Source organism: Citrobacter sp. RHB20-C16, from assembly GCF_013890155.1.
GTDB lineage: Bacteria > Pseudomonadota > Gammaproteobacteria > Enterobacterales > Enterobacteriaceae > Citrobacter_A > Citrobacter_A amalonaticus.
Genome location: NZ_CP057630.1, coordinates 1,962,859 through 1,987,220, shown reverse-complemented (window position 1 = coordinate 1,987,220; position 24,362 = coordinate 1,962,859). Strand labels below are relative to the sequence as shown.

The following is a 24,362-nucleotide window of genomic DNA, read 5'->3' as shown; positions in this document are numbered from 1 at the left end:
TTTTATTGCTGATCTTCGACGTAGATGCCAGCGGAGATAATTGCGCCACCGATGCGACGCTTACCGTAAAGCAGAGGAACTGGGTAACCCTGTGCGGCAGTATTCGTCACGCCACCGAAAGCGTAACTGGCCTGATTAGCTGCATCCTGCTTGCTGGCGAGACCAGTTGGTTGCGGAGAAAGCATTTGTATAACCCCACCGAGCATCATTGATGCTCCTGTACCATAAAACCATGGTGCGGCTGCAGCTGCTGGAGTAAAACTTAATACGACACCTACAACGACTAACACAGCTCCAAGTATTGTTTGTAAAACTCCTGATTTTTTGCTTCCTATTACCACAGGTACAATACGAATTATTTCGTTTGTTACAGGAAATGCTAAATCCTCTTTACTTAAATTCTTTTTGCCTCGAAAAACAGCATAAGTTATCCCTCTTTGCTTACTGGTGTTCAGGTAATTTTCAAAGCCATTTATAGTACAACATAAAGCTCTAATAGCTTCTGCCGTAGTTGTAACAACACGATTATGTGATTTACCGAAAGTTTTACCTAAAGTTCCGCCAAGCACAATAGTAATCATAGTCATGTATTCGAAACCCCCAATAAAAAGGCCGAAATTTTTCGGCCTAAAATACAATATATTACTTGGTTCGCCACATCCTATATTGGCCCCACACTCCTTGTTCAGTAATGTATTCCTGTTCAGCCCCATCAGCAATGATATCAAGCGTCTTACGCATACCCATACTGAGGGTTGCGCAATCATTACTTACTCGTAACTTATGAGGACCTTTATCTAAATAGGCGGTTACGAACTGATTTTGACGGAGAAGAGCTAAATCTCTATCATCGATTGCAATTAAAAATTTACACATTCCCCCACTGCCACCGCCAATAAATTGTTTATTCCTGGTAATGGTAATTTTCGTTTGCTCTTTATTGTTATTAGGTGTCACTAACTCTTGATTTAAAATTTTCTCGGCTGGACCATATGGACGAGCACACCCAATCAATCCCAAAACAGCAACAAATAGAAGAATAGCTCTCATACATACTTACCCTCAATAAAAACATCAACGTTAAAACGGATTCAATTAAAAAACTTCATATACAACCCAGGGAGAAATTTTTCACACACTTCAATATGTTCAAGAGAAAACTCCTTATATTTCTCCTTAATCGTACCAAAACTATCTGGACATTGGCCTGCATATTTATAGTAATTATATATACACGGATCAACCTTTACCTTATCAAAAGAGTGAGCTATACCATCAATCACTGTAAGAGAAGAGTTTAGATGTTGAGCAAGTGATAATTGATAGATTAACTCAGAGCTAGTGTAAACAGGTCCTAAAGCGCAAGTTTTTGCCGCGTTATTAAAAATAACTGATTTATCACCGCACTTATCGGAAGCATTGTTAAAAGCAATAGTAAGGTCGCTACGAAGATCAATATGCTTGATATCCAGTGCTGTTGACTGATTTACAATCCCTATAACTCCTAAAATAAAAATAGCGCCTACAATAATATTAGTTGTATCTAAATTAAATTCCCTGCTAAATATGCGTTCCACAGCTGCCGCCCCCCCAACACCCGCTAATATATAGCTCCCCCCTGTCCATAAATTAACTTTACAGCCTAATATTTCATTAGCACACAGCAAAATTCCAGCGACTATTAACAAAACAATTAATGCTATTTTTACATAATATAAGACATTAGCTATCATTTTAATTAAATTGCCTTTGTGATGATTAATCATCTTGCCATTATCCATCAAATAGACCGACATGACGAACTACTAAAATTGTCCTATCTTGCCAGTATCCACCATACGGGACACGCTGGCTCAGGTGTCCGTAAAGGTGATGCAGCAACATATTACCCTCCAGCAGGATCCCGGCATGGTTCCACTTATTCGCCTGGACCTGCATGATCACCATGTCGCCAGGTTGTGGCGCACCGGTGAACTCCCGGAATCCACATTCAAACCAGCACTCCTGATAAAAGTTATCCGGATACTGATCTTCCCACCACGGATAATCCACGCGGTAATCGTGAAGTTCTATCCCGTGGGTTTGCCGGAAGTAGCTCATCACCAGCCCCCAGCAATCGAAGTGACCAAGAACAAACGGTCGCTCGAGCAACGGTAGCTCCCCGCGGGGCTGAATGGTCCGTAAATCACCTTCCGGCCAGCTGACAATATGCCAGGGGAGAAGCGTTGCGTCACACTGAGCCTTATGTCGCGCTGGCGATAAGCTGCCCGGCGCTACAGTTCATGTCGTTCGCCAGCGCCCAGACCGGTTTGATATCCCGCAGACGGGCAATAATGTCAGCGCAGTCAAAAGCACCGGATACCATGCCGCCAGGTGTATCCATATCCAGAAGAATGCCGTCCACGCCGGGATCACTGATAGCCTGTTGCAAGCGGGCAATAATGCCGTTGTAACCCGTCATACCTGAATACGGTTGCAGCGAACGGGTTTTACTCACCAGCGTGCCAGAAACCGGCAAAACCGCGATACCGTCGATCACCTGGTAACTGCGTGACGGGCGCGGCCCCATCTCTTCATCGTCACCAAACAGCGCAAGAGGTTCAGCAATCTGTTCACCGCTGAGAGTGACGCCGGAAACGGTATCTGTCAGACGGGTAATACCCAACTGGCCCGCCAGCGCGCAAAAGAAAACCCGCGCATAGGCGGGTTCAAGTAGCAGCGGCTCATTAAAAGCCAGGCTGGCAATATGCGGGAGATTACGCAGCTCGGGCGTCATCTTTCTCCTCCTTAGTGGAATTCTCTAACCCGGACTGGAAGGCAGCAGCAGCCCATGAAGGCGGTTTGAGCCCGGCGGCGCGGCGCTCCATCGTTTCGCGAACCTGCTGCGCGAAAATTTCCTGATAATCTTCACCGCGTTTGGCGCACTCTTTTTCATAAGTACTGAGGCCCGCTTCGATCAGCATGACCGCTTCCTGAACCTCTTTCAGTCCATCAATAGCCATGCGCCCGGAACCAATCCAGTCGCAGTTTCCCCAGGCGCTTCGCGCTTCCTGAAAGCTGAACCTCGCCCGGGAAGGCAATGTCACAACCCGACGGATAATGGCCTCCTCCAGCCAGCAGAGAAACATCATGCACGCCTGACGGGACGCCACGAATTTCCGGCGCCCCATAAAAAACGCCCATGATTCATTGGCGCTGGCGCGGGCGGTGGAGTAACTCATCTGGGAGTAATTCCGGGACAGTTGTTCAAACGAAACACCAAGCCCGGCAGAGATGTACCTCAACAGCGACTGTTCGAAGACCGAATAGCCGTTATCCGCGTTCGGTGGCGACTGGAGATTCAGGGAATCACCCGGCATAAGGTGCGGTACTTTAGCCCCACCCAGGCGAACCGGCGCCGCAGAGTAGTACGACGCCATTTCCGCCAGCCAGCCCGTGAATTTGTTCTGCTGCTCTTTATTATCAGCGCCGAGAATAAAATCCATCGCGGTCTGGGTATCGAGTTCACTCTCGATAGTGGCAGCATACATTGCCTTCACGATAGCGCTCTGTAACTGTGTGTTCTGCAACGTATCGAGCATCTTCATTTGCTCCATGACGCTGTAAAACTGGTTGGCGCCGCGGGTCTGACCGTCCTCCAGCGGTTCAAAAATGTGAATGAATGAAGTGCGCCCACCAGCCAGCTCACGCGGAATATACGTCCATTTCTGCGGCATCCAGCCAGGATAACCATCATCGCTGACGTAATACCCCACCGCCGCCCCGGTGTTGTTCACCGCCACACCGGCACGACAGTTTCGCGTGTCGCCCGTGTTATTCGGATTACTGATGCGCTTCGGACTGACCATTTTGAACTGTGTACGGAAAAGTCGTCCGGTGCTGCTGTCCCACGCGGGCTGCACACACAATTCACCATTAAAGGAGTGCATTGCCACGCCTTCACGGATCATCATCGTGAAAGTGCGTTTGCGCTCCGCATCGATAAAGCAGTTGTCGTCTTCGGCAAACTCTTTCCACGCGGCTTCCACCTCGCGGGAGAAAGCCCGGGCGTCCTCTTCAGAAATGCCAAGAAAACGCCAGCTCGGACGGTGGCTCAGGCGAAAGAATGAACCAACGATATGATCCTGGTGCAGTTGTATCGCATTTGCGGCATAGCCGTTATTCCTGACCAGATCGTCTGCGCGGGCGTTACCGCGCGCAAAATTGGGCAGTAACGCCGCATCAGGGCTTTCGCTCTGCGGTTGCCACCCCCTGAGTTGACCACCAAAACCATGACCACCGCCGTGATAACCGGCGTATTCCCGTAACGACGTCCTGCCGTCCGGCCCCAAAAGTGCAGGTGTTTTCATACGTAAAATCCTGCCGGCCCCCGGCGACGTTGAGTGATACCGACCTGAACCTCCAGATCAGCAATGTATTTTTTAAGGTCGCTCACCGAAGTCACCGTAAACTCCACCCGGCGATATCAGGGTTGTTGGGGAAGTGAACGGCCCCCGGCAACGGTTCATCACCTTCGGCTACCAGGGTGAAACGGTTGTAAATCTGCTCTTTCGCGGTATCAGTACCGACTTCCGTCAGATAGACACCGTTCTTGTTGCGCTTGCGAGGCATATTCGCGACGGGCTTGCCGTAAACGGATGCCCCTTTTATCGGGATCACACGGAACAGACCATGCTTTTTCGAGCGGTTATAGACAATGGTGGGATCAATACCGCCGATATCCCAGCAGATACGGGATATCGACATTTCAACGCCATTCTGTCGGGGATATGTTTTGTTGATCGCCTCATCAACCCTGAGAAGCGTCGCCTCATCATCATGACGGCCCATGATGATCTGCCGGTCAATGAGCCAGCTTTCTTCGCCAGGCCCCCATCCCCAGACGCGCATTTCGTATCGATCAAGCTGGGAGTCGATCCCGGCGGTCAGATAGGCAACCCGATCAGGGACTGAGGCTTCAAAGTGTTCCTTACGCTCAGCCATCACATCCGCGTCAGGCCGTTCACCGATTTTCGGCTCCCACGTTTCACCCAGCGTGGTATTCACGAAGGTTTTGCGCTTTCCGGTATCCCCCTTCGTTTTGATCCAGTCCTTGACGATCTGTACCCAGGTAGTGAACGGGCTGTATGCCGTCCAGATGTGAAACGTCACGCTGTCCGGCGGGTCAATTTCTGCGCCTGTTGATGAAAACCAGGATAAACCGTCACGCGTCCAGATCCCTGTGGTATCACAGATGTACCTGGCCTCAGTAAAGTCCAGTTCCTGCTGTTTAATCACGCAGGCGTTATGTTCACAAAGGTAAAAAACACTGGCCGGTTCACCGGGCGTCCACTTCAGCCCGAATGGCGTTTCTTTATCACCAAACTTAAGATATTGCTCCTCGCCGCAGTGCGGGCAGGCAACGTGGAAACGCATGAAGTGTTCTGACTCTTTTGCAGCACGTTCAATCTGGCATGTTCCTTTCACTTTGGGCGTAGAGCCGCGGATTGATTTGGGCCACACCGAACCCTCAATACGCTTATCACCGAGAAAGGTCGGAGATCCCTCTTTTTCAATATCGTCGTCGAATGCTGCGAGCTCATCGTATCCGGCAATATCCACTGATTTTTCACGGTAGTTTTTTGCCGCCTTTCCGCCCAGGCACCAGAAGCCGCGACCGTTAGAAAAACGCTTCATACTGAGCGTGTTGTCACGGTGCTTTTTGCCGTACCACGGTGCCAGTGAAAGCAGTGAAGGAATATCCCGGATAGTCGGCTCAACATGCGACTTCATGAAGTTTTCGGCGTCGCCGTCGGTAGGAAGCCAGATCAGGGAGTTTCGCTGTTTATGCTCAATAAAATATGCATAAACCCCGAGCAACATTTTTGAATAGCCAACACGGGCAGATTTAACGACGTTCACCTCGCGGATATAGTCGTTTCCCATCGCATTCATGATCGCGCGCTGAAAAGGCAATGTTTCCCAGCGCCCTTCCTGATAAGCAGATTCTTTCGGGAGATAATAATGGGTATCAGCCCATTCAACTGCCGTCTGCGGCTCTGGCCTGTACAGAGAATGAAGCCCCGCACGCGCAGAGTGCTGCAGTCCCTTAACCTGACTGTTCGATATATTCACTCAGCAACCCCGGTATGATTTCATCCAGCGCAGCTGCTTTGTTCATGGCTTTGATGATGTCCTTTTTGAGGAAATCAATATGTCGGTTTTCCAGTTCCGGAAAACGCCGTTGAACCGACAGAGGGATCCCATCGAGAATACAGGCTATTTCACCGGCGATCCGTGACAGCACGAACGTGCAGAATGCGGTCTCCACCACCTCAGCGGTATCTTTGGCATTTTTTAGCTCCTGGGCGTCAGCCTGTGCTCGGGTAAGCCGGTGCCGCTCATATTCAATCGTGCCTGGCTGGAGGTCGGATTCCGAAGCAATGCGAAGATCCTCTACCTCTTTCCGTAATTTCTCATTCTCAATCTCCGCGTCGCGCGCGGAATACCACTCGATAGCTGCGGCTGAGTCATAGAGTACTTCGTTACCTTTTCCACCACCGCGCGCAACCGGCATCCCCTGATCCTGCCAGTTCTGGATCGTGCGCACACTGACACCGAAGATGTCAGAAAGCCGCTTTTTGTTGACCTCCATAGCTCACTCCGTGCGCAAAAACAGAGAACGGAAACGATCTCGGGTTTTTTACCCATTTTTCTGGCTTAACGTTTCCTTTCTTTTGAGGGGGTGTTTTCTTTTAAAACAATGAATTAGCGAGAAGAAGAACGGAAACGGCAAAAACCCGAAAATTTTCATAAATAGCGAGAATCTGCGCGGACGCCGCCCCGTAACAGACCAGATCGCCAGAAAGGACCCACAAAAACAAAGCAAACAAAATGTGATGAAGTTCAAGCTGAATCACTTACTCAACTTCAAATGCCGAAATAAAAAAGCATCATCTCTTGAGAAAGATGATGCTTTTATTAGAACTGGCCGTCGATGACGATTAGATTAAATTAATTTTTATGTCATAGCTTTCCAGTCCAGTCATTTTTTCCCGAGCAGTAAACTGGATATCAGCAACTTCTTTACCTGTCTTTTTTTTGAGCTCAGTTATTTTTTTAGTAATGAAATCAGAAATATCCGCTTCAGTTTTTCTTTTTAACTCTTCGATTTTCATCATGCACCTCTTCTGGTCTGTATTGGCATCTATGCCCGGCAGATCCCATGATTCATGTGATAACTTGAACAACCATTGGTATCTATAAACGATAAGTTGGAAAGTTTCAATAATCAAGGGGTTAGTGCATATTGTTTATACTAAGTTCGCTCAATAATCAAACAACCATTTACTACTTTAGCCACAATCATAAAGGTATGAACAGTAATCATTTAAAGAGTTTTGATGCTGCTTCAAGAATTTCTTCAGAAGTAACATCCCGGTCTGAGGCAACATAAACAATCTTATGATCTCCGGTTATAGAAGGAAAACCTGCAGACATTACTTGTAGATGTGCTTTTTCCCCATTAGGGTACTCGCGCATTATTGTAGTAATACCCTTCATTACTGATACTACTACCGCGGATTCTGAATTAAAAAACACTATCACTTTTTTCATAATTCTCCCGTGTACACCCTGTCAATAAGAACCGCATAAAAAAGGCCCCATAAGGGGCCTGATTTTTATTTTCTGAAATCTAATGGAGACTGACCAGAACGAATGTACATTGCAATATTATCGAATGTAATCATTGTAGTTTTGCAAAAAATACATTTCGCGCCGAAAGGATTGCTATCTGTGACATCAAAAGATGATGTTCTGTACTGAGACCCATGGCAACAAGGACATCTGAAGTGAATATTATTAGTAATAACAGTTTCCTTAAAGGGCTACGACATTAACTGCCGAGGGACCTTTAGGGCCCTGTTCAACACCAAACTCGACTTCCTGATTCTCATTCAGCGTCTTAAAATCGTTACTTTGGATAGCAGAATAATGTACAAATACATCCTTACTACCATCTTTTGGAGTGATAAAACCAAACCCTTTTTCAGGATTGAACCATTTAACTAAACCAGTCATTTTGTTAGACATAATCATTACCTTTTTTGAGTAAGCCCTTGGGCAGAATGGTCCGAAAAAAATTATCAGAGAGAAAAAGCCGACAAGGAAATCTCAATAGGAACAAATAATAAAATTATTACAGTGACTGCTTCAGATAAATTTGTAACAAACCAGAGCCCCATTAACGCATGATTAACACTACATAGCAAGATATAGTTTTGTAAGGCAGTAACACTCTGCTACTGCACATGTTTTTATGTTAATTGATGAATTTTATTTTGATTCATCCCTCTGCAATACACTTTTAGTTTGCCTTAAGGATTCATATGTACGTTGACAAGTCACTCCTGCAATGTAGCGTTCGTCAGCGATTGCAGCATAACGTTTAGCTTCTGCTGCAATATCTCCGAGCATGTCGGCGAGCATTCCGGCGTCGGCTCTGGCTGTTTTGCTTCTGACGGCAGCGGCAAGATCTGCGGTGTGCTTTGCGGCGTCCAGGCGGGTGGCAAGTTTTGTTGCTTCGGTGGATCTATATGGATCAACGCGGTATGTCCAGTAAGAACCAGGCTAACCAGGAAGTGTCCAGTATGTCCCGCGTTTTTGGATGGGGATTTGAACGTGGTTACGTGAAGGGTAATCCATGCCGAGGAATTCGTAAGTTTACCCTTGTTGATCGTGACGTTTACATCCCTGACGAGGACTATTTAGCCATTTATGAAAACGCCCGAGTGGAAGTCCAGGTGGCAATGGAAATCTCTTATCTTTGCGCAGCGCGCGAGGGGGATGTATTTGATTTAAAAATACGTGATCTACGCGCAGACGGTATTTTTATTGAACAGAACAAAACAGGAAAGAAACAGATCAAGAAGTGGACTCCGCGCTTACAGGCGGCAGTTGCTTTGGCAAGCAGGAGCCTTGCAAATAAATCATCGGAAGGTTACGTGATTCCGTCCCCCAGCGGCGGAAAAATGAATAAAAAAACATTCAACACCTGGTGGAATAACGCCAAAAAAGCAGCAGCGATAAAACTTGGAAGGAACATACCGGGAACATTTCACGATATCAAAGCCAAAGCAATTTCTGATTACGAGGGAAGCAGTAAGGAGAAGCAATTGTTCAGTGGGCACATGACCGAAAGCCAGGTTGTGACCTATGACAGAAGGGTTAAAATTTCACCAACACTGGACATCCCGATGATGAAAAAAGATGACTGATTTCATTGGCTGTATGGGGAAATATACCAAGTGAATATACCAACACTATACCAACAGCCCAAAAAACAAAGGGGCTACCTTTCGGTAACCCCTTGTTTAATCTGGCGGAAGCGCAGAGATTCGAACTCTGGAACCCTTTCGGGTCGCCGGTTTTCAAGACCGGTGCCTTCAACCGCTCGGCCACACTTCCGGAATGAGGCGCACTATAAACATCCCGATGCGCTGTGTAAAGCCCGAATGTGTTCGTTTGCCTGAAAAACAGTCAAAATGCTGTTAATAGCCTGAAATAACAACAGATTGACCATTTATTCAGCACGACACTCATACTTTATCAGCTATTTACTGTTACCCACGATGAAACCTGATTTAGATCAAATGAGTAAAGATGGGTAAAAGCGCTGTGTCGTCGTCTGTGTTTTCATTATCCTCCATCATTAATTACATCTGTCATAAGAGAGTGACTCATGGATCGTATTGTTAGTTCATCACATGACCGTACATCGCTACTTAGCACGCACAAAGTACTGCGTAATACCTATTTTCTGCTGAGCCTGACGCTGGCATTTTCGGCGATCACCGCCACCGCCAGCACCGTGCTGATGCTGCCTTCTCCGGGTCTGATTCTGACGCTGGTGGGGATGTACGGGCTGATGTTCCTGACCTATAAAACGGCGAACAAGCCAAGCGGTATTATTTCCGCGTTTGCCTTCACTGGTTTCCTCGGTTACATCCTTGGGCCGATTCTGAACGCTTACCTGTCCGCTGGAATGGGCGACGTGATCGGGATGGCGCTGGGCGGCACCGCGCTGGTGTTTTTCTGCTGCTCCGCCTACGTGCTGACCACCCGCAAAGACATGTCCTTCCTCGGCGGCATGCTGATGGCCGGTATTGTGGTGGTACTGATTGGTATGGTTGCTAACATCTTCCTGCAACTGCCAGCGCTGCACCTGGCGATCAGCGCGGTGTTTATCCTGATTTCTTCAGGCGCAATCCTGTTTGAAACCAGCAACATCATCCGTGGCGGTGAAACCAACTATATCCGCGCAACGGTTAGCCTCTACGTTTCGCTGTACAACATCTTTGTCAGCCTGCTCAGCATTTTGGGCTTCGCCAGTCGCGATTAACGGCAATCCGGCATGACACCCGGCCCCGCTTATGCGGGGCTGAGACTACTGACAAAGAAGGAAAAAACGTGGTTTTTCCTTCTTTGTGGTTATCAGCCGAAAAATCAATGAATTGATTTTCCAGGTTTTTAATGAGGTGATCTCTGCTTGTCCGGTATTGTGATGAGCCCTGTCATCCCTCTCGGCCCCGCTGGACTGCACCCCAAAAGTTGGACACTCAACTGAGTAAGGTGCAGTTTTTTATGGCAAAGCCAAAATATTCCCCTGAAACAAAACTGGCTGTGGTTAATCATTATTTGTCCGGAAAAGACGGAGAAGAGCGTACAGCCGACCGTTTTGGTGTTGAAAGAACTTCCGTCCGTCGCTGGGTCAGGGCGTGGCAACTCCACGGTATGGAAGGGCTGTCAGGGAAAAATAAACATCATTCAGCTGAATTTAAACTCGTCGTCGTCCGGGCGGTTATCCGTGACCACCTGACGATGCGTGAAGCAGCTGCCCGGTTTAATCTCTCTGCAGAAACGCTTGTCCGACACTGGGTCTGCGTGTACAACGATGCCGGAGCGGAAGGACTGCTAAACATTCAACGCGGGCGGCCTGGAAAAATGACAAAACAAAAAATCCCCCCATCCCCTACAGATAAAGAACTGGAAAAACTCTCCCCCGAAGAACTCCGGGCTGAACTCCGTTACCTGCGGGCAGAGAATGCCTATCTAAAAAAGTTGAAGGCCTTGGTTCAGAGCGAAAAAAACGGCAGCAAGCCCTGATAATCAGTGAACTGAGGCATAAGCACGCTCTGCGAGACCTCCTGCGCGCGGCAGGCATGTCCCGCAGTACATGGTATTACAATATGAATGCCCTGAAGCAGGTGGACAGGCATGCCGGGCTGAAAGATAAAATCCGTGAGATATACGCCTGGCACAAAGGCCGTTATGGCTACCGCAGGATCACGCTTTCGCTGAGAAAGCAGGGTCTGCTGGTGAACCATAAAACCGTGCAGCGGCTGATGACAGAGCTGTCGCTCCGGTCTCTGATAAGGGCGAAGAAATACCGCTCATGGAAGGGGGAAACAGGCAAGGCAGCCCCCAATATCCTGAGCAGGAACTTCAGTGCATCAAAAGCCAATGAAAAATGGGTTACGGATGTTACAGAGTTCTCGCTGCAGGGTAAAAAGCTGTACCTGTCGCCGGTACTCGATCTTTTTAACCGGGAAATAATCTCCTACAGCCTGTCGGAAAGGCCGGTGATGGAGATGGTTAATACCATGCTGCGGGATGCGTTCTTAAAGCTCGGACCAGACGACGCCCCCTTGCTGCACACAGATCAGGGCTGGCAATATCGGATGGCAGGCTATCAGGCAAAGTTAAAGGCGCAGGGCATGACGCAAAGTATGTCCCGAAAAGGAAACTGTCTGGATAATGCCGTGATGGAAAACTTCTTCGGGACGCTGAAATCGGAGTGTTTTTACCTGAGTCAGTTCAGCAATATCAGCGAACTGAGGAAGGCGATAGAGGATTATATCCGTTACTACAACAACGAGCGGATAAGCCTGAAACTAAAAGGCCTGAGTCCGGTAGAGTACCGGGCCCAGGCTCTGAAGGCCGCTTAATATAAACTGTCCAGATTTATGGGGTCAGTCCACCGCTTATGCGGGGCTTTGTTTTTTGGTAAACTGCCGCCAGGTTGTCTAACGCAGTGAAGAATTATGTTGATCTTTGAAGGTAAAGAAATCGCTACCGACGCCGACGGCTATCTGAAAGATAGCGCGCAGTGGAGCGAGCCGATGGCGGTGGTCATTGCTGAAAACGAGGGAATTATCCTCTCCCCGGAACACTGGGAAGTGGTGCGTTTTGTGCGCGACTTTTATCTGGAGTTTAATACCTCGCCTGCGATTCGTATGTTAGTCAAAGCGATGGCGAATAAGTTTGGCGAGGAGAAAGGCAACAGCCGTTATCTGTATCGTCTGTTTCCAAAAGGCCCGGCAAAACAGGCCACTAAAATTGCTGGCCTGCCAAAACCGGTGAAGTGTATTTAATAACGAATACTAAAACCGGTAAACGCCTCTCGAGGACGGTGCGGTTCACTCAGGACTCTGTCTACCCGGGCAGAACGCGGGCCGCCGTCCTTGAGCCATTTAAGTAATTTGTCGACCTGCTCCGCTTCGCCGCTGGCAACCACCTCCACGCTGCCATCATCCCTATTCCTGGCGTAACCGGTTAAGCTCAGACGCCGTGCCTCCTGCTGCGTGGTATAACGAAATCCCACGCCCTGAACCCGGCCATAAACCCACGCGATAATGCAGACTCTCGACATTGTTATTCTCCTTCACATCCTCGGGCGCGTTGCAAATCCGGGTAAAACTCAGGACAATGGCGCCCATTTCTTTGATTCGACAGAACCGTTAATTATGAGTGTACGTTTAGTGTTAGCCAAAGGGCGCGAAAAATCATTACTTCGCCGCCATCCGTGGGTCTTTTCTGGTGCCGTTGCCCGTATGGAAGGTAAAGCCAACCTCGGTGAAACCATCGACATTGTTGACCATCAGGGTAAATGGTTAGCCCGTGGCGCCTTTTCCCCGGCGTCGCAAATCCGCGCACGCGTCTGGACCTTCGACAAGAACGAGTCTGTCGATATCGCCTTCTTCACCCGCCGTCTGCAACAGGCGCAGCAATGGCGCGACTGGCTGGCGAAAAAAGATGGTCTGGACAGCTATCGTTTGATCGCCGGAGAATCCGACGGCTTGCCGGGCATAACCATCGACCGCTTCGGTCATTTCCTGGTGCTGCAACTGCTCAGCGCTGGCGCGGAATATCAGCGTGCCGCATTGATTAGCGCGCTGCAAGCGCTCTACCCGGAATGTGCGATTTATGACCGTAGCGATGTCGCGGTACGTAAAAAAGAGGGGATGGAGCTGACGCAAGGCCCGGTCACCGGTGAGATCCCCCCTGCACTGCTGCCAATTGAAGAGCACGGTATGAAGCTGCTGGTGGATATTCAGGGCGGTCACAAAACCGGTTATTACCTCGATCAGCGTGACAGCCGTCTGGCGACGCGCCGTTATGTCGAAAACCAGCGGGTGCTCAATTGCTTCTCCTACACCGGAGGTTTTGCTGTTTCTGCACTGATGGGCGGTTGCCGTCAGGTGATCAGCGTCGATACCTCCCAGGAAGCGCTGGATATTGCGAAACAGAACGTTGAACTCAACAAACTCGATCTCAGCAAGGCAGAATTTGTCCGTGACGATGTCTTTAAACTGTTACGAACCTATCGCGTTCGTGGCGAAAAGTTTGATGTCATCGTGATGGATCCGCCGAAGTTTGTCGAAAACAAAAGCCAGTTGATGGGGGCATGTCGGGGTTACAAGGATATCAACATGCTGGCGATCCAGTTGCTGAATCCGGGCGGCGTGCTGTTGACGTTCTCCTGTTCCGGCCTGATGACAACAGATTTATTTCAGAAAATCATCGCCGATGCCGCAATTGATGCAGGGCGTGATGTACAATTTATAGAGCAGTTCCGTCAGGCCGCCGATCATCCCGTGATCGCTACCTACCCGGAAGGGCTGTATCTGAAAGGGTTTGCCTGTCGCGTCATGTAACTTGAAAAGTGGAATTTTACCCTCATATCGAGAGTAATGATTTCCCGGGAGGTGACTATGATTGCCAGCAAATTCGGTATCGGCCAGCAGGTCCGCCATTCCCTGTTAGGATATCTCGGAGTGGTCGTGGATATCGACCCGGTCTATTCGCTTGCAGAGCCGTCACCTGATGAGTTGGCGGTCAACGACGAGCTTCGCGCCGCTCCGTGGTATCACGTGGTGATGGAAGATGATGACGGTCGTCCAGTGCATACCTATCTTGCCGAAGCGCAGCTAAGCAGCGAAACGCAGGACGAGCATCCTGAACAGCCTTCGATGGATGAGCTTGCTCAGACCATTCGTAAACAGTTGCAGGCCCCTCGCCTGCGTAACTGATCCTTACCAGGGCCCGATGGCGCATTGCTTCTCGGGCCTGTCTTCTTTCGGCCGCCAGACTCGTCGACTTACTTCGTTAACCCCAGTCGTGGGATCTCAATCGCCGGGCAGCGATCCATCACCACCATCAATCCCGCTTCGCGCGCCAGCACCGCAGCTTGCTCATTAATCACGCCCAATTGCATCCACAGCGTTTTCGCGCCAATCGCAATCGCTTCCTGAGCGACGCCCCATGCCGCTTCTGAATTACGGAACACATCCACCATATCCACTTTTTCCGGCACGTCCGCCAGCGTCGCGTAGCCCTTCTGCCCTAACAAGGTTTTACCGGCAACCTTCGGGGAAACCGGAATCACGTGATAGCCCTGATCGAGTAAATACTTCATCACGCGGTAGCTTGGACGGTCAGGCTTATCGCTTGCGCCAACCAATGCAATGGTTCGGGTCGAGGTTAAAATGCCAGCAATATCGGTCTCTTTCATCATCATTCTCCAGGCTGTTTTGCAAAGTGTACGACAATCCTGACAACCCAACCATGCGTCCCACCCGTAAGTATGAGAGCAAAACACCAAAATATGTCTATATGTTAGTAAACATGATTATCGAAAAATTTTGATACATTCTTACCCGGCGGTCCTTGGACAGGAGAACCCTATGAAAACCGGCACTGTGACCCTGATGATAGCCCTCTGCTTGCCGGTCACGGTTTTCGCTACCACTCTTCGTCTTTCAACCGACATTGACCTGCTGGTACTGGACGGCAAGAAGGTCTCCAGTTCACTCCTGCGCGGCGCGGACAGCATTGAGCTCGATAATGGGCCCCATCAACTTGTTTTTCGGGTTGAGAAGACAATCCGCCTCCCCAGCCATGCAGAACAGCTCTACATTTCCCCGCCGCTGGTGATCAGTTTTGACACTCAGCGCGTGGAGCAGGTTAATTTTCACCTTCCGCGCCTGGAAAGCGACCGCGACGCCAGCCATTTTGACGTGGCGCCACGGCTGGAATTACTGGATGGCAATGCGATGCCGATCCCGGTACAACTGGATATCCTCGCCATTACCTCAAAAACTAAAGCCATTGATTTTGAGGCAGAAACGGAGCGCTACAATAAATCGGCAAAACGTGCTTCCTTACCCCAGTTCGCGACGATGATGGCCGACGACAGCACTCTGCTTTCGGGGGTCTCAGAACTGGATACCATCCCGCCGCAATCTCAGACGCTCACAGAACAGCGTCTGAAATACTGGTTTCGCCAGGCGGACCCGCAAACGCGTAATAGCTTTCTGCAATGGGCGGAGAAACAGCCCTCGTCCTGATGTTTTGTTCCGTCCGGCTTTTTTTTTCGTCTTTCTCTTGCAGCATCAGGCACATTCAGTACTCTGTAGCAAAACCCACAATGGAACTGAATGATGGAACTGACGACTCGCACTTTGCCGGCGCGTAAGCACATTGCGCTGGTTGCACACGATCACTGCAAAAAGATGTTGATGAGCTGGGTAGAACGCCACCAGCCGTTGCTGGAAAAACATGTGCTCTACGCCACCGGGACGACCGGAAATCTTATTCAACGCGCGACGGGTATGGACGTTAACGCCATGCTGAGCGGTCCGATGGGCGGCGATCAGCAGGTTGGCGCGTTGATTTCTGAAGGGAAAATTGATGTGCTGATTTTCTTTTGGGATCCGCTTAACGCGGTTCCGCACGATCCGGATGTGAAAGCGTTGCTGCGCCTGGCGACCGTCTGGAATATCCCTGTCGCCACCAACGTCGCCACGGCGGATTTCATTATCCAGTCGCCACACTTCAATGATGCCGTTGACGTGCTCATTCCGGACTATCCGCGTTATCTGGCTGAACGCCTCAAGTAATCCCGCGCAGGCGACGGGCGTCGCCTATTGCTTACGGTTTTCTTACCAACGGCACGTCCAGGTCTTTGAGATCCTCCACGAAGCGTGAGGGGGTCGCTTTGTTGTACAGCAGCCAGACCCGATGGCGGGCGCGGGTCAGGGCAACGTAAAGCAACCGCCGCTCTTCCGCATCCGGAAAATCTTCCACAACCGGCAGCAACGCCTCTTCCATGATGGATTCACGCGCCGGTGCCGGGAACCCATCGCTCCCTTCCTGTAGCCCGACAATGATAACGTAATCCGCCTGTTGCCCCTTGCTGGCGTGGATGGTCATGAAATCAAGTTGCAGCTTAGGCCAACGGGTTGCCGCCTTTTCGAGACTGGCCGGTTTCAGATGGTGATAACGCGCCAGCACCAGAATCCGCTCGTCGGCTTTCGCATAACCGGAGATCTTATCCAACAACGCATCAAGCTGCGTGTCATCCAGCAACGTAACGGCTTTCTTATCTCCCGTCGTCAGACTATTAAGCGGTTTCTTGAGTTGATGTGGGTTCTGCTGAATAAAGCGGTTAGCGATTTCGCCAATGCGATTGTTGAAACGATAAGTGGTGTCGAGATCGCAACGGTCACCGTCGCCGAAGGTCTGATGAAACGCAGTCGTTAAGGAAAGCTGCGCGCCGCTAAAACGATAAATAGCCTGCCAGTCATCCCCGACGGCGAACAACGTGGTATGGCTATTTTGCTTACGCAATGCAGCCAGCAGCGCGGCACGCTGCGGGGAGATATCCTGAAATTCATCCACCAGAATATGCTTCCACGGACTGACAAAACGCCCTTTTTCCAGAATCACAATGGCTTGATGAATCAGACCTGAAAAATCGACGGCGTTTTCCGCTTTCAGCGCACTTTTCCAGGCTTTCAGCAATGGCGCCATCAGCTTCACACGCTTTCCAAACAGATCCCGAATCTCCTCCGGTGCGCTGGCAATCATCTCCGCCTGGGCTCCGCCATGCATGCGCATCAGGCTCACCCAGCGATCCAGACGCGAGGCAAGACGCCGCTGTAGTTTTTCATCGTCCCAGAAATTGCCTTCCGGCACCGTCCACGCCATTTCCTCTTCCAGCCACTGTCGCCAGCCCTTCGCCTGCGCTTTTTTCTCGCTGCATTGTTGACGCCAGGTGCTGATGAATAGTTTATTTCGCGCGGCGGTGTCATTTTCAAGCTTACTAATGGTCGGTACTTTTTTGCTGCCCTGCTGAATGATGTGCAGCGCCAGGGCATGGAACGTCCGCGCCGTTATCTCCTCGGTATGCAGCCGCTCACGAATACGCTCATCCATCTCCTGCGCCGCTTTGCGACCAAAAGCCAGTAGCAGGATCTGTTCTGCGGCCGCTTCGCCCCGCGCCAGCAGCCAGCCCGCCCGCGCCACCAGCACGGATGTTTTACCGCTACCGGCCCCAGCCAGCACCAGCAAAGAATGTTCGCCATTGACGACCGCTCTGGCCTGAGCCGGATTGAGCGGTGACGATTCCACCTTCTGGAAAAAATCGGCGTATTCCGTCAACATCGTTTCGGTATACGCCTGGTTATGCTGCAGGCGACATGCCTCGATATCTTTCAGCCACGCCTGGCACTGTCGCAGCGCATCGCGACAGTTCTCAAACTCTTCCAGCCGATTAACCGGTAACGGCAGCGCAGCAAACGCCTGCAGGATCTGTTGCTGTAATCCCGTCGTCTGCTCGCGCGTCAGCCAGGCATTTTGCCCGGTTCGGGCCGCAATCAAATCCAGTTGCTCCTGCAGTACGCCAGCCGCAACTTCACTCATTTCCTGGCTCCACTGCTGCCAGCGGCTATTCAGATGGTGATGGAAGCGCTGAGTTTCTGCCCACTCGGTGCCATGCAGTCGCACCACTTTTTCGTCCGGCAGCACAAATTCCAGCTCACCCCACACCAGCCCGCGCTTACAATGAATCGCCAGTAACTGATTGAAGGGAATGAGATATTCATGGCGATCGCCCGATACCTTAATGCCGGCATTAAGGATCACCGCCCGATCGTACGGGTGTTGCGCCAGACGTTTACCTATAGACGTTGCTTTCAGTTCCATGACTCAGCCGATCCAGACAAAGCGTATTTCTTCTCAGTGTAACCGCCAGAGAATACGTGCTCCAGCCCAAAAAAACGTTACAATTGCCGGAAATCACAGAAAACCAGAATCAATCGAGGGTTTATGCGTACCGTTCTGAATATTTTGAATTTTGTGTTGGGGGGTTTTGCCACCACGCTGTCCTGGTTCCTGGCAACGCTGGTCAGTATAGTGCTGATCTTCACCCTGCCGCTCACCCGCTCATGCTGGGAAATCACTAGGTTGTCGCTGCTGCCTTACGGAAACGAAGCGGTTCATGTTGATGAACTGGATCCGGCGGGTAAAAGTGTGCTGATGAATACGGGCGGGACGCTGCTGAATATTTTCTGGCTGATCTTCTTCGGCTGGTGGCTGTGTCTGATGCACATCGCCGCAGGTATCACCCAATGCATCACGATCATTGGTATTCCGGTTGGCATTGCGAACTTTAAGATTGCCGCGATTGCACTCTGGCCAGTGGGACGTCGCGTTGTCTCCGTAGAAGTTGCACGTGCAGCACGCGAAGCGAACGCCCGTCGCCGTTTTGAGTCATCAGGACGCTAAGTCAGTATGTTAAGTCCCCTGCTTCGCCGCTATACCTGGAACAGCACCTGGCTGTATTACGTGCGTATTTTTATCGCCCTCTGCGGAACAACAGCGCTGCCCTGGTGGTTGGGTGATGTCAAACTGACCATCCCCCTGACGCTGGGGATGGTGGCAGCAGCGCTGACCGATCTGGACGATCGTCTCGCGGGTCGTCTGCGCAACCTGATCATTACGCTAATCTGCTTTTTTATCGCCTCTGCGTCAGTCGAGCTACTGTTTCCTTACCCATGGCTGTTCGCCATCGGACTGACGCTCTCTACCAGCGGTTTTATCCTGCTCGGCGGTTTAGGGCAGCGTTATGCGACAATTGCCTTTGGCGCATTGCTGATCGCCATTTACACCATGCTTGGGGCGTCGTTGTACGCCCAATGGTATCAGCAACCGCTTCTGCTGCTGGCGGGCGCTATCTGGTACAACGGGCTGACGCTTATCGGTCATTTGCTGTTCCCAATTCGTCCCTTGCAGGACAATCTGGCACGCAGCTATGAGCAACTGGCGCACTATCTGGAGCTGAAGTCACGGCTTTTTGACCCGGATATTGAAAATGAAAGCCAGGCACCGCTTTATGACTTAGCGCTGGCCAACGGCCAACTGATGGCGACACTGAATCAGACGAAAGTGTCCCTGTTGACTCGCCTGCGCGGCGACCGGGGGCAGCGCGGCACACGGCGAACTCTGCATTACTACTTTGTGGCGCAGGATATTCATGAGCGCGCCAGCTCCTCGCATATTCAATACCAGACGCTACGTGACCATTTCCGTCACAGCGACGTGATGTTCCGCTTTCAACGCCTGATGTCGATGCAGGGCCAGGCCTGTCTGCAACTGTCGCGCTGTATTTTGTTGCGCGTCCCCTATCAGCACGATCCGCATTTTGAACGCGCCTTCACGCATCTCGACGCCGCGCTTGAGCGAATGCGGGCAAACGGCGCCTCCGCCGATCTGCTGAAAACGCTGGGATTTTTACTGGCTAATTTGCGCGCCATCGATGCACAACTGGCAACAATTGAATCAGAACAGGCGCAGGCTATGCCGCGTAACGAATCGGAGAGCCAGCTCGCCGATGACAGTCCGCACGGGTTCAGCGATATCTGGCTGCGTCTGAGTCGTAACTTTACTCCCGAATCGGCGCTGTTTCGCCATGCGGTCAGGATGTCTCTGGTTCTGTGCGTCGGCTACGCGATCATTCAGATAACCGGTATGCATCACGGTTACTGGATCCTGCTGACCAGCCTGTTTGTTTGTCAGCCAAACTACAACGCCACGCGGCACCGCCTGGCGCTGAGGATTATCGGTACCCTGGTCGGGGTGGCGATTGGTATCCCGATTTTATGGTTTGTTCCGTCGCTGGAAGGTCAGCTTATTTTACTGGTGATCACCGGCGTTCTGTTCTTTGCCTTTCGCAACGTCCAGTATGCCCACGCCACTATGTTTATCACGCTGCTGGTTCTGCTGTGCTTCAACTTGCTCGGCGAAGGGTTTGAAGTCGCCCTCCCCAGGGTGATTGATACGCTCATCGGCTGCGCCATCGCTTGGGCGGCAGTGAGCTTTATCTGGCCGGACTGGCGTTTCCGAAACCTCCCGCGAGTGATGGAAAGAGCGACCGATGCAAACTGTCGCTATCTTGACGCCATCCTGGAGCAGTACCATCAGGGACGCGATAATCGACTGGCATATCGGATTGCCCGTCGCGATGCCCATAACCGCGATGCTGAGCTGGCCTCCGTGGTGTCGAATATGTCCAGCGAGCCCGACGTGACGGCACAAACACGTGAGGCCGCGTTCCGTTTGCTCTGCCTCAATCATACATTCACCAGTTATATTTCTGCTTTAGGTGCGCATCGTGAGCAACTCACCAACCCCGACGTGCTGGCTTTGCTGGACGATGCGGTCTGTTATGTCGATGATGCGCTGCATCATCTCCCGGCCGACGAAGCCCGCGTGCAGCAAGCTCTCGCCGAACTGAAACAGCGCATTCAGCAGCTTGAGCCACGTCCGGACAGCAAAGAACCACTGGTGATTCAGCAGGTCGGTTTACTGGTGGCCCTGCTGCCGGAAATGGGGCGGCTACAGCGGCAAATCACTCACTCTTCTCCACCGACATCGGCACCGGTGAAAGCGACTTAACCCACAGAGCAAGCTCCTGGCGGCGTATCGCCGGGAGCGCCGCTTCATGGATACCATAAATAGCCCCTTCAAGATTAAACAGCACCTTGTCAGTGATGGATTTGTTCATTTGTCGCAGTCGCAACCAGCACATTTTAGCGCCCAGCATTCGCAGGGTGGCGACGTCGTAGATCCCCGCTTCATTCAGCAAACTCTCCAGATGAAAGGTCATATTGGGGAGATCCTTAAGCCGCTGCTGAGAACTGCGGGACAACTTCTCTTGCAACGCGGCATCCAGCGAAAACTTCGACAACTGGATCAACTGTTGCTGGTCGCGCCAAAGAGTGTCATCAACCTGATAATAATTAAGCATGACCGGACGCCCGCGTTTAAGAAACGTCAGCCAGACCGGGGAATGTTGCACGCAATACTGTACGCTTTGCTCACAGGCACGCAGATAGAGCTCCCCATTGGCAACCATCGCAAAGACGGTATTCCTGATTGTCAGACTGTAACTGCCAAACAGTGAGCGGAAGTGGATCGTCCCCAGAGAAGATAAATATTCCTGTGATTTATAGATCCTGTCATAGGAGTGAATTTTCATAAAATTCCCTTTTAAATCATAAACTAAAAGAATGATTTGCCGTCACGAATCCGTTAATGACGAAAATAGGCAACTTATTCTCAAGGGGCAAGCTGAATTTCGTTTTTACCGCTACCATGAATAAAAATTGCGAGTCTCTTTCCGAAAATAAAGTTGATCTTTCACGACATCAGGGTTACTGTACATCCATACAGTAACTCACAGGGCTGGATTGATTATGTACACTTCAGGCTACGCAAATCGTTCTCCGTCATTCTCTTCCACATCGAACACGATGGCGCGCGTCTCTTCCGAGAAAGTGTCCACAGGGCTTATCAGCGAAGTGGTCTACCGCGAAGACCAGCCCATGATGACGCAGTTACTGCTGTTACCGCTTCTTCAGCAGTTAGGACAGCAATCGCGCTGGCAGCTCTGGCTGACACCACAACAGAAGCTGAGCCGTGAATGGGTTCAGTCTGCCGGGCTTCCGCTAACTAAAGTGATGCAAATTAACCAACTGTCCCCCTGCCATACGCTGGAATCAATGGTTCGTGCATTGCGCACGGGCAACTACAGCGTGGTAATTGGCTGGCTGACAGAAGAATTAACAGAAGAAGAACATGCTGAATTGGTTAAGGCGGCAGATGAAGGAAATGCGATGGGATTTATCATGCGTCCCGTGAATGCGCACACTCATGCCAGGAGACAGCAAACCGGGCTAAAAATTCACTCAAATTTGTATCATTGAGTAAATTTAGGATTTATCCTGGAATTTTTTTTCCTCCTCGACCTTCACATTGAGGACTAACGTTTTTTTTCTGTGAACGCTTGGCGCACGCGGTTCCCGCGAAATCTGGCGATAAATTCTGATGCGCCAAATGTTAAATATTATGTATACAAGTTTTTTTTTTTCATATGCCTGACAGAGTTCACACTTGTAAGTTTTCAACTACGTTGTAGACTTTACATCGCCAGGGGTGCTCGGCGTAAGCCGCAGATATCGGTAGAGTAACTATTGAACTACTCCCCCGGTGAAGGATTTAACCGTGTTATCTCGTTGGAGATATTCATGGCGTATTTTGGATGATAACGAGGCGCAAAAAATGAAAAAGACAGCTATCGCGATTGCAGTGGCACTGGCTGGTTTCGCTACCGTAGCGCAGGCCGCTCCGAAAGATAACACCTGGTACACTGGTGCTAAACTGGGCTGGTCCCAGTACCATGACACTGGTTTCATCAACAACAACGGTCCGACCCACGAAAACCAACTGGGTGCCGGTGCGTTCGGTGGTTACCAGGTTAACCCGTATGTTGGCTTTGAAATGGGTTACGACTGGTTAGGTCGTATGCCGTACAAAGGCGACAACATCAACGGCGCTTACAAAGCTCAGGGCGTTCAGCTGACCGCTAAACTGGGTTACCCAATCACTGACGATCTGGACATCTACACTCGTCTGGGTGGTATGGTATGGCGTGCAGACACCAAGGCTAACGAACCTGGTGGCGCTTCCTTTAAAGACCACGACACTGGCGTATCCCCAGTATTCGCAGGTGGTGTTGAGTACGCAATTACTCCTGAAATCGCTACCCGTCTGGAATACCAGTGGACCAACAACATCGGTGACGCTAACACCATCGGTACTCGTCCAGACAACGGTCTGCTGAGCGTAGGTGTTTCTTACCGTTTCGGTCAGCAGGAACAAGCTGCTCCGATCGTAGCGCCGGCTCCGGCTCCGGCTCCTGAAGTACAGACCAAACACTTCACTCTGAAGTCTGACGTTCTGTTCAACTTCAACAAAGCGACTCTGAAACCAGAAGGCCAGCAGGCTCTGGATCAGATGTACAGCCAGCTGAGCAACCTGGATCCGAAAGACGGTTCCGTAGTGGTTCTGGGCTTCACGGACCGCATCGGTTCTGACGCTTACAACCAGGGTCTGTCTGAGAAACGTGCTCAGTCTGTTGTTGATTACCTGATCTCTAAAGGTATCCCGGCTGACAAGATCTCCGCACGTGGTATGGGCGAATCCAACCCGGTTACTGGCAACACCTGTGACAACGTGAAAGCTCGCGCTGCACTGATCGACTGCCTGGCCCCGGATCGTCGCGTTGAGATCGAAGTTAAAGGCATCAAAGACGTTGTAACTCAGCCGCAGGCTTAAGTTTCCGTCTTATGAAAAAACCCCGCGTTGCGGGGTTTTTTTTGGCTGTCAGCAAAACAGCTTTGATGAAAGCCAGTCACTCTTTGCCTAACAGCGCCTGCAGATCCTGCTTTAGCGAAGACATCTTGTTAGCGTACTTCTCTTTATTCTCTGCATCTTCAATCAGCTGCACTACGGTCTCTGATAGCGTTTTGCCTCGCCGCTGTGCCAGCCCTGCCAGTCTCTGCCAGACAATAAATTCCAGATCGATAGATTTCTTTCGCGTGTGCTGATGCTCGGCATTGAAATGACGTTTACGCCGCGCGCGTATCGTCTGTTTCATGCGGTTTTGCAGCGCGGGACTCATATGTTCGTCAATCCAGAGATTGACCCGCACCGGTTCATTTTCCAGCGTAAGCAACAAATCCACGGCCTCCTGGGCTGCACTGGCCTCCACATAACGGGTTATTAATTCCCCTTCGCGATGCTTCTTCACCAGGTACTTCCACTTCCAACCGCTTTCAAGATTCTCAAGTTGTTGATATTTCATGGCGATCTCAATGTTACCGTGTCACTCCTATCAGAATATCAGCTTTTTTAGCATC

The 24,362-nt window shown here is 50.6% G+C and carries 26 protein-coding genes, 1 tRNA gene and 5 pseudogenes; 12 read left to right on the top strand and 20 right to left on the bottom strand.

From position 1 onward, the window contains the following. Positions 1-2 precede the first annotated feature (2 nt). The 14 genes and pseudogenes from HVX64_RS09480 to HVX64_RS09420 all read right to left on the bottom strand — a co-directional run bounded on the left by HVX64_RS09480 (position 3) and on the right by HVX64_RS09420 (position 8,541). Entirely contained in the window at positions 3-587 is a 585-nt protein-coding gene (locus HVX64_RS09480; RefSeq protein ID WP_220186617.1) for a tail assembly protein, read from the bottom strand. Between the two features lie 55 nt (positions 588-642). After that, positions 643-1,050, bottom strand: a complete 408-nt coding sequence (locus HVX64_RS09475; RefSeq protein ID WP_141227560.1) for a hypothetical protein — start codon at positions 1,048-1,050, stop codon at positions 643-645. 41 nt (positions 1,051-1,091) lie between these two features. Further along, on the bottom strand, positions 1,092-1,766 hold the full coding sequence (locus HVX64_RS09470) for a hypothetical protein (protein WP_090049422.1): 675 nt from the start codon (positions 1,764-1,766) through the stop codon (positions 1,092-1,094). A gap of 7 nt (positions 1,767-1,773) precedes the next feature. After that, positions 1,774-2,244, bottom strand: a pseudogene (locus tag HVX64_RS09465) (NlpC/P60 family protein); the annotation flags it as partial. 4 nt (positions 2,245-2,248) lie between these two features. Next, positions 2,249-2,776, bottom strand: a pseudogene (locus HVX64_RS09460) (S49 family peptidase); the annotation flags it as partial. Next, the gene (locus HVX64_RS09455; protein ID WP_181825394.1) at positions 2,757-4,349 is read right to left on the bottom strand and encodes a phage portal protein; all 1,593 of its coding nucleotides are present in this window, start codon (positions 4,347-4,349) and stop codon (positions 2,757-2,759) included. The gene HVX64_RS09455 and the pseudogene HVX64_RS09460, both read right to left, overlap by 20 nt. Next, positions 4,346-4,462, bottom strand: a pseudogene (gpW, locus tag HVX64_RS09450) (gpW family head-tail joining protein); the annotation flags it as partial. The pseudogene gpW and the gene HVX64_RS09455, both read right to left, overlap by 4 nt. Further along, positions 4,462-6,114: pseudogene (locus HVX64_RS09445) on the bottom strand (phage terminase large subunit family protein); the annotation flags it as partial. The pseudogenes HVX64_RS09445 and gpW, both read right to left, overlap by 1 nt. Continuing rightward, positions 6,089-6,634: a terminase small subunit gene (locus tag HVX64_RS09440; protein WP_181825391.1), complete on the bottom strand. Its 546-nt coding sequence runs from the start codon at positions 6,632-6,634 to the stop codon at positions 6,089-6,091. The gene HVX64_RS09440 and the pseudogene HVX64_RS09445, both read right to left, overlap by 26 nt. A gap of 349 nt (positions 6,635-6,983) precedes the next feature. Continuing rightward, complete coding sequence (locus HVX64_RS09435) at positions 6,984-7,157, bottom strand: addiction module toxin, GnsA/GnsB family (RefSeq protein ID WP_043001969.1); 174 nt, start codon at positions 7,155-7,157, stop codon at positions 6,984-6,986. Between the two features lie 208 nt (positions 7,158-7,365). Then, positions 7,366-7,596: a hypothetical protein gene (locus HVX64_RS09430; RefSeq protein ID WP_043001123.1), complete on the bottom strand. Its 231-nt coding sequence runs from the start codon at positions 7,594-7,596 to the stop codon at positions 7,366-7,368. 65 nt (positions 7,597-7,661) lie between these two features. Beyond that, positions 7,662-7,850: a cold-shock protein gene (locus tag HVX64_RS24100; protein WP_071887719.1), complete on the bottom strand. Its 189-nt coding sequence runs from the start codon at positions 7,848-7,850 to the stop codon at positions 7,662-7,664. A 10-nt stretch (positions 7,851-7,860) separates the two neighbouring features. Then, the gene (locus tag HVX64_RS09425) at positions 7,861-8,073 is read right to left on the bottom strand and encodes a cold-shock protein (RefSeq protein ID WP_181825390.1); all 213 of its coding nucleotides are present in this window, start codon (positions 8,071-8,073) and stop codon (positions 7,861-7,863) included. Between the two features lie 243 nt (positions 8,074-8,316). After that, a complete protein-coding gene (locus tag HVX64_RS09420; RefSeq protein WP_249418901.1) occupies positions 8,317-8,541 on the bottom strand; it encodes a DUF2514 family protein in 225 nt (74 codons plus the stop codon). A gap of 20 nt (positions 8,542-8,561) precedes the next feature. Between HVX64_RS09420 and HVX64_RS09415 the strand changes: the two are divergent. Then, positions 8,562-9,257 (top strand): annotated as a pseudogene (locus tag HVX64_RS09415) (tyrosine-type recombinase/integrase); the annotation flags it as partial. Positions 9,258-9,359: 102 nt separating this feature from the next. On the opposite strand, the gene HVX64_RS09410 reads toward HVX64_RS09415, so the two are convergent. Then, positions 9,360-9,447, bottom strand: a tRNA-Ser gene (locus HVX64_RS09410). A 274-nt stretch (positions 9,448-9,721) separates the two neighbouring features. Between HVX64_RS09410 and yccA the strand changes: the two genes are divergently transcribed. The 3 genes from yccA (at position 9,722) to tusE (ending at position 12,413) form a co-directional block, all read left to right on the top strand. Continuing rightward, on the top strand, positions 9,722-10,381 hold the full coding sequence (gene yccA / locus HVX64_RS09405; RefSeq protein ID WP_012905355.1) for an FtsH protease modulator YccA: 660 nt from the start codon (positions 9,722-9,724) through the stop codon (positions 10,379-10,381). A 242-nt stretch (positions 10,382-10,623) separates the two neighbouring features. Then, positions 10,624-11,987, top strand: a protein-coding gene (locus HVX64_RS09400) for an IS3 family transposase (protein WP_249033498.1) whose coding sequence is annotated in 2 segments (ribosomal slippage) — positions 10,624-11,128 and positions 11,128-11,987 — 1,365 coding nt in all. Because the reading frame shifts where the segments join, the coding sequence is not laid out codon by codon here. Between the two features lie 96 nt (positions 11,988-12,083). Continuing rightward, positions 12,084-12,413 carry a sulfurtransferase TusE gene (gene tusE, locus HVX64_RS09395; RefSeq protein ID WP_043001148.1) on the top strand — a complete coding sequence of 110 codons (330 nt, stop codon included), beginning with the start codon at positions 12,084-12,086 and terminating at the stop codon, positions 12,411-12,413. On the opposite strand, the gene yccX is transcribed toward tusE, so the two are convergent. Further along, complete coding sequence (gene yccX / locus HVX64_RS09390; RefSeq protein WP_043001149.1) at positions 12,410-12,691, bottom strand: acylphosphatase; 282 nt, start codon at positions 12,689-12,691, stop codon at positions 12,410-12,412. The two genes, tusE and yccX, sit on opposite strands and share 4 nt — an antisense overlap. 94 nt (positions 12,692-12,785) lie before the next feature. Between yccX and rlmI the strand changes: the two genes are divergently transcribed. Both rlmI and hspQ read left to right on the top strand, forming a co-directional pair. Next, positions 12,786-13,976 (top strand): 23S rRNA (cytosine(1962)-C(5))-methyltransferase RlmI, encoded by a 1,191-nt coding sequence (gene rlmI / locus HVX64_RS09385; RefSeq protein ID WP_181825388.1) that lies wholly within the window; start codon positions 12,786-12,788, stop codon positions 13,974-13,976. Between the two features lie 57 nt (positions 13,977-14,033). Continuing rightward, positions 14,034-14,351, top strand: coding sequence for a heat shock protein HspQ (hspQ, locus tag HVX64_RS09380; RefSeq protein ID WP_042319966.1), 318 nt, complete (start codon positions 14,034-14,036; stop codon positions 14,349-14,351). A 68-nt stretch (positions 14,352-14,419) separates the two neighbouring features. Here the strand turns inward: hspQ and HVX64_RS09375 are convergent, their stop codons facing one another. After that, the gene (locus HVX64_RS09375) at positions 14,420-14,833 is read right to left on the bottom strand and encodes a CoA-binding protein (RefSeq protein WP_044256299.1); all 414 of its coding nucleotides are present in this window, start codon (positions 14,831-14,833) and stop codon (positions 14,420-14,422) included. A 172-nt stretch (positions 14,834-15,005) separates the two neighbouring features. Here HVX64_RS09375 and HVX64_RS09370 point away from each other — a divergent pair, with 172 nt between their 5' ends. Both HVX64_RS09370 and mgsA read left to right on the top strand, forming a co-directional pair. Beyond that, positions 15,006-15,668, top strand: a complete 663-nt coding sequence (locus HVX64_RS09370) for a DUF2057 family protein (RefSeq protein ID WP_043001152.1) — start codon at positions 15,006-15,008, stop codon at positions 15,666-15,668. A gap of 93 nt (positions 15,669-15,761) precedes the next feature. Beyond that, positions 15,762-16,220, top strand: a complete 459-nt coding sequence (mgsA, locus tag HVX64_RS09365; RefSeq protein ID WP_044256300.1) for a methylglyoxal synthase — start codon at positions 15,762-15,764, stop codon at positions 16,218-16,220. Positions 16,221-16,251: 31 nt separating this feature from the next. Here the strand turns inward: mgsA and helD are convergent, their stop codons facing one another. Continuing rightward, positions 16,252-18,306: a DNA helicase IV gene (helD, locus tag HVX64_RS09360; protein WP_044256301.1), complete on the bottom strand. Its 2,055-nt coding sequence runs from the start codon at positions 18,304-18,306 to the stop codon at positions 16,252-16,254. A gap of 123 nt (positions 18,307-18,429) precedes the next feature. Between helD and HVX64_RS09355 the strand changes: the two genes are divergently transcribed. Then, the gene (locus tag HVX64_RS09355; RefSeq protein WP_043001155.1) at positions 18,430-18,888 is read left to right on the top strand and encodes a YccF domain-containing protein; all 459 of its coding nucleotides are present in this window, start codon (positions 18,430-18,432) and stop codon (positions 18,886-18,888) included. Between the two features lie 6 nt (positions 18,889-18,894). After that, complete coding sequence (yccS, locus tag HVX64_RS09350) at positions 18,895-21,057, top strand: YccS family putative transporter (protein WP_043001156.1); 2,163 nt, start codon at positions 18,895-18,897, stop codon at positions 21,055-21,057. Here the strand turns inward: yccS and HVX64_RS09345 are convergent. Then, positions 21,011-21,640, bottom strand: a complete 630-nt coding sequence (locus HVX64_RS09345) for a TfoX/Sxy family DNA transformation protein (protein WP_043001157.1) — start codon at positions 21,638-21,640, stop codon at positions 21,011-21,013. The genes yccS and HVX64_RS09345 overlap by 47 nt on opposite strands. Before the next feature lie 217 nt (positions 21,641-21,857). On the opposite strand from HVX64_RS09345, the gene sulA reads away from it, so the two are divergent. Together sulA and ompA are read left to right on the top strand one after the other, a co-directional pair. Next, the gene (gene sulA, locus HVX64_RS09340) at positions 21,858-22,367 is read left to right on the top strand and encodes an SOS-induced cell division inhibitor SulA (protein WP_044256302.1); all 510 of its coding nucleotides are present in this window, start codon (positions 21,858-21,860) and stop codon (positions 22,365-22,367) included. Positions 22,368-22,722: 355 nt separating this feature from the next. Further along, positions 22,723-23,778, top strand: coding sequence for a porin OmpA (gene ompA, locus HVX64_RS09335; protein WP_043001975.1), 1,056 nt, complete (start codon positions 22,723-22,725; stop codon positions 23,776-23,778). A 76-nt stretch (positions 23,779-23,854) separates the two neighbouring features. On the opposite strand, the gene matP is transcribed toward ompA, so the two are convergent. Beyond that, on the bottom strand, positions 23,855-24,307 hold the full coding sequence (matP, locus tag HVX64_RS09330) for a macrodomain Ter protein MatP (protein WP_043001159.1): 453 nt from the start codon (positions 24,305-24,307) through the stop codon (positions 23,855-23,857). Positions 24,308-24,362 lie beyond the last annotated feature (55 nt).

Bases quoted from the DNA above. Each gene is read 5' to 3' on its own strand.
- HVX64_RS09470 (WP_090049422.1), bottom strand. From the start codon at position 1,766: ATGATTAATCATCACAAAGGCAATTTAATTAAAATGATAGCTAATGTC.
- tusE (WP_043001148.1), top strand. From the start codon at position 12,084: ATGTTGATCTTTGAAGGTAAAGAAATCGCTACCGACGCCGACGGCTAT.
- HVX64_RS09355 (WP_043001155.1), top strand. From the start codon at position 18,430: ATGCGTACCGTTCTGAATATTTTGAATTTTGTGTTGGGGGGTTTTGCC.
- hspQ (WP_042319966.1), top strand. From the start codon at position 14,034: ATGATTGCCAGCAAATTCGGTATCGGCCAGCAGGTCCGCCATTCCCTG.
- sulA (WP_044256302.1), top strand. From the start codon at position 21,858: ATGTACACTTCAGGCTACGCAAATCGTTCTCCGTCATTCTCTTCCACA.
- matP (WP_043001159.1), bottom strand. From the start codon at position 24,307: ATGAAATATCAACAACTTGAGAATCTTGAAAGCGGTTGGAAGTGGAAG.
- ompA (WP_043001975.1), top strand. From the start codon at position 22,723: ATGAAAAAGACAGCTATCGCGATTGCAGTGGCACTGGCTGGTTTCGCT.
- HVX64_RS09475 (WP_141227560.1), bottom strand. From the start codon at position 1,050: ATGAGAGCTATTCTTCTATTTGTTGCTGTTTTGGGATTGATTGGGTGT.
- HVX64_RS09345 (WP_043001157.1), bottom strand. From the start codon at position 21,640: ATGAAAATTCACTCCTATGACAGGATCTATAAATCACAGGAATATTTA.
- HVX64_RS09375 (WP_044256299.1), bottom strand. From the start codon at position 14,833: ATGAAAGAGACCGATATTGCTGGCATTTTAACCTCGACCCGAACCATT.
- yccX (WP_043001149.1), bottom strand. From the start codon at position 12,691: ATGTCGAGAGTCTGCATTATCGCGTGGGTTTATGGCCGGGTTCAGGGC.
- HVX64_RS09455 (WP_181825394.1), bottom strand. From the start codon at position 4,349: ATGAAAACACCTGCACTTTTGGGGCCGGACGGCAGGACGTCGTTACGG.
- HVX64_RS09435 (WP_043001969.1), bottom strand. From the start codon at position 7,157: ATGAAAATCGAAGAGTTAAAAAGAAAAACTGAAGCGGATATTTCTGAT.
- HVX64_RS09480 (WP_220186617.1), bottom strand. From the start codon at position 587: ATGACTATGATTACTATTGTGCTTGGCGGAACTTTAGGTAAAACTTTC.
- rlmI (WP_181825388.1), top strand. From the start codon at position 12,786: ATGAGTGTACGTTTAGTGTTAGCCAAAGGGCGCGAAAAATCATTACTT.
- mgsA (WP_044256300.1), top strand. From the start codon at position 15,762: ATGGAACTGACGACTCGCACTTTGCCGGCGCGTAAGCACATTGCGCTG.
- HVX64_RS09425 (WP_181825390.1), bottom strand. From the start codon at position 8,073: ATGTCTAACAAAATGACTGGTTTAGTTAAATGGTTCAATCCTGAAAAA.
- yccA (WP_012905355.1), top strand. From the start codon at position 9,722: ATGGATCGTATTGTTAGTTCATCACATGACCGTACATCGCTACTTAGC.
- HVX64_RS09430 (WP_043001123.1), bottom strand. From the start codon at position 7,596: ATGAAAAAAGTGATAGTGTTTTTTAATTCAGAATCCGCGGTAGTAGTA.
- yccS (WP_043001156.1), top strand. From the start codon at position 18,895: ATGTTAAGTCCCCTGCTTCGCCGCTATACCTGGAACAGCACCTGGCTG.
- helD (WP_044256301.1), bottom strand. From the start codon at position 18,306: ATGGAACTGAAAGCAACGTCTATAGGTAAACGTCTGGCGCAACACCCG.
- HVX64_RS09370 (WP_043001152.1), top strand. From the start codon at position 15,006: ATGAAAACCGGCACTGTGACCCTGATGATAGCCCTCTGCTTGCCGGTC.
- HVX64_RS09440 (WP_181825391.1), bottom strand. From the start codon at position 6,634: ATGGAGGTCAACAAAAAGCGGCTTTCTGACATCTTCGGTGTCAGTGTG.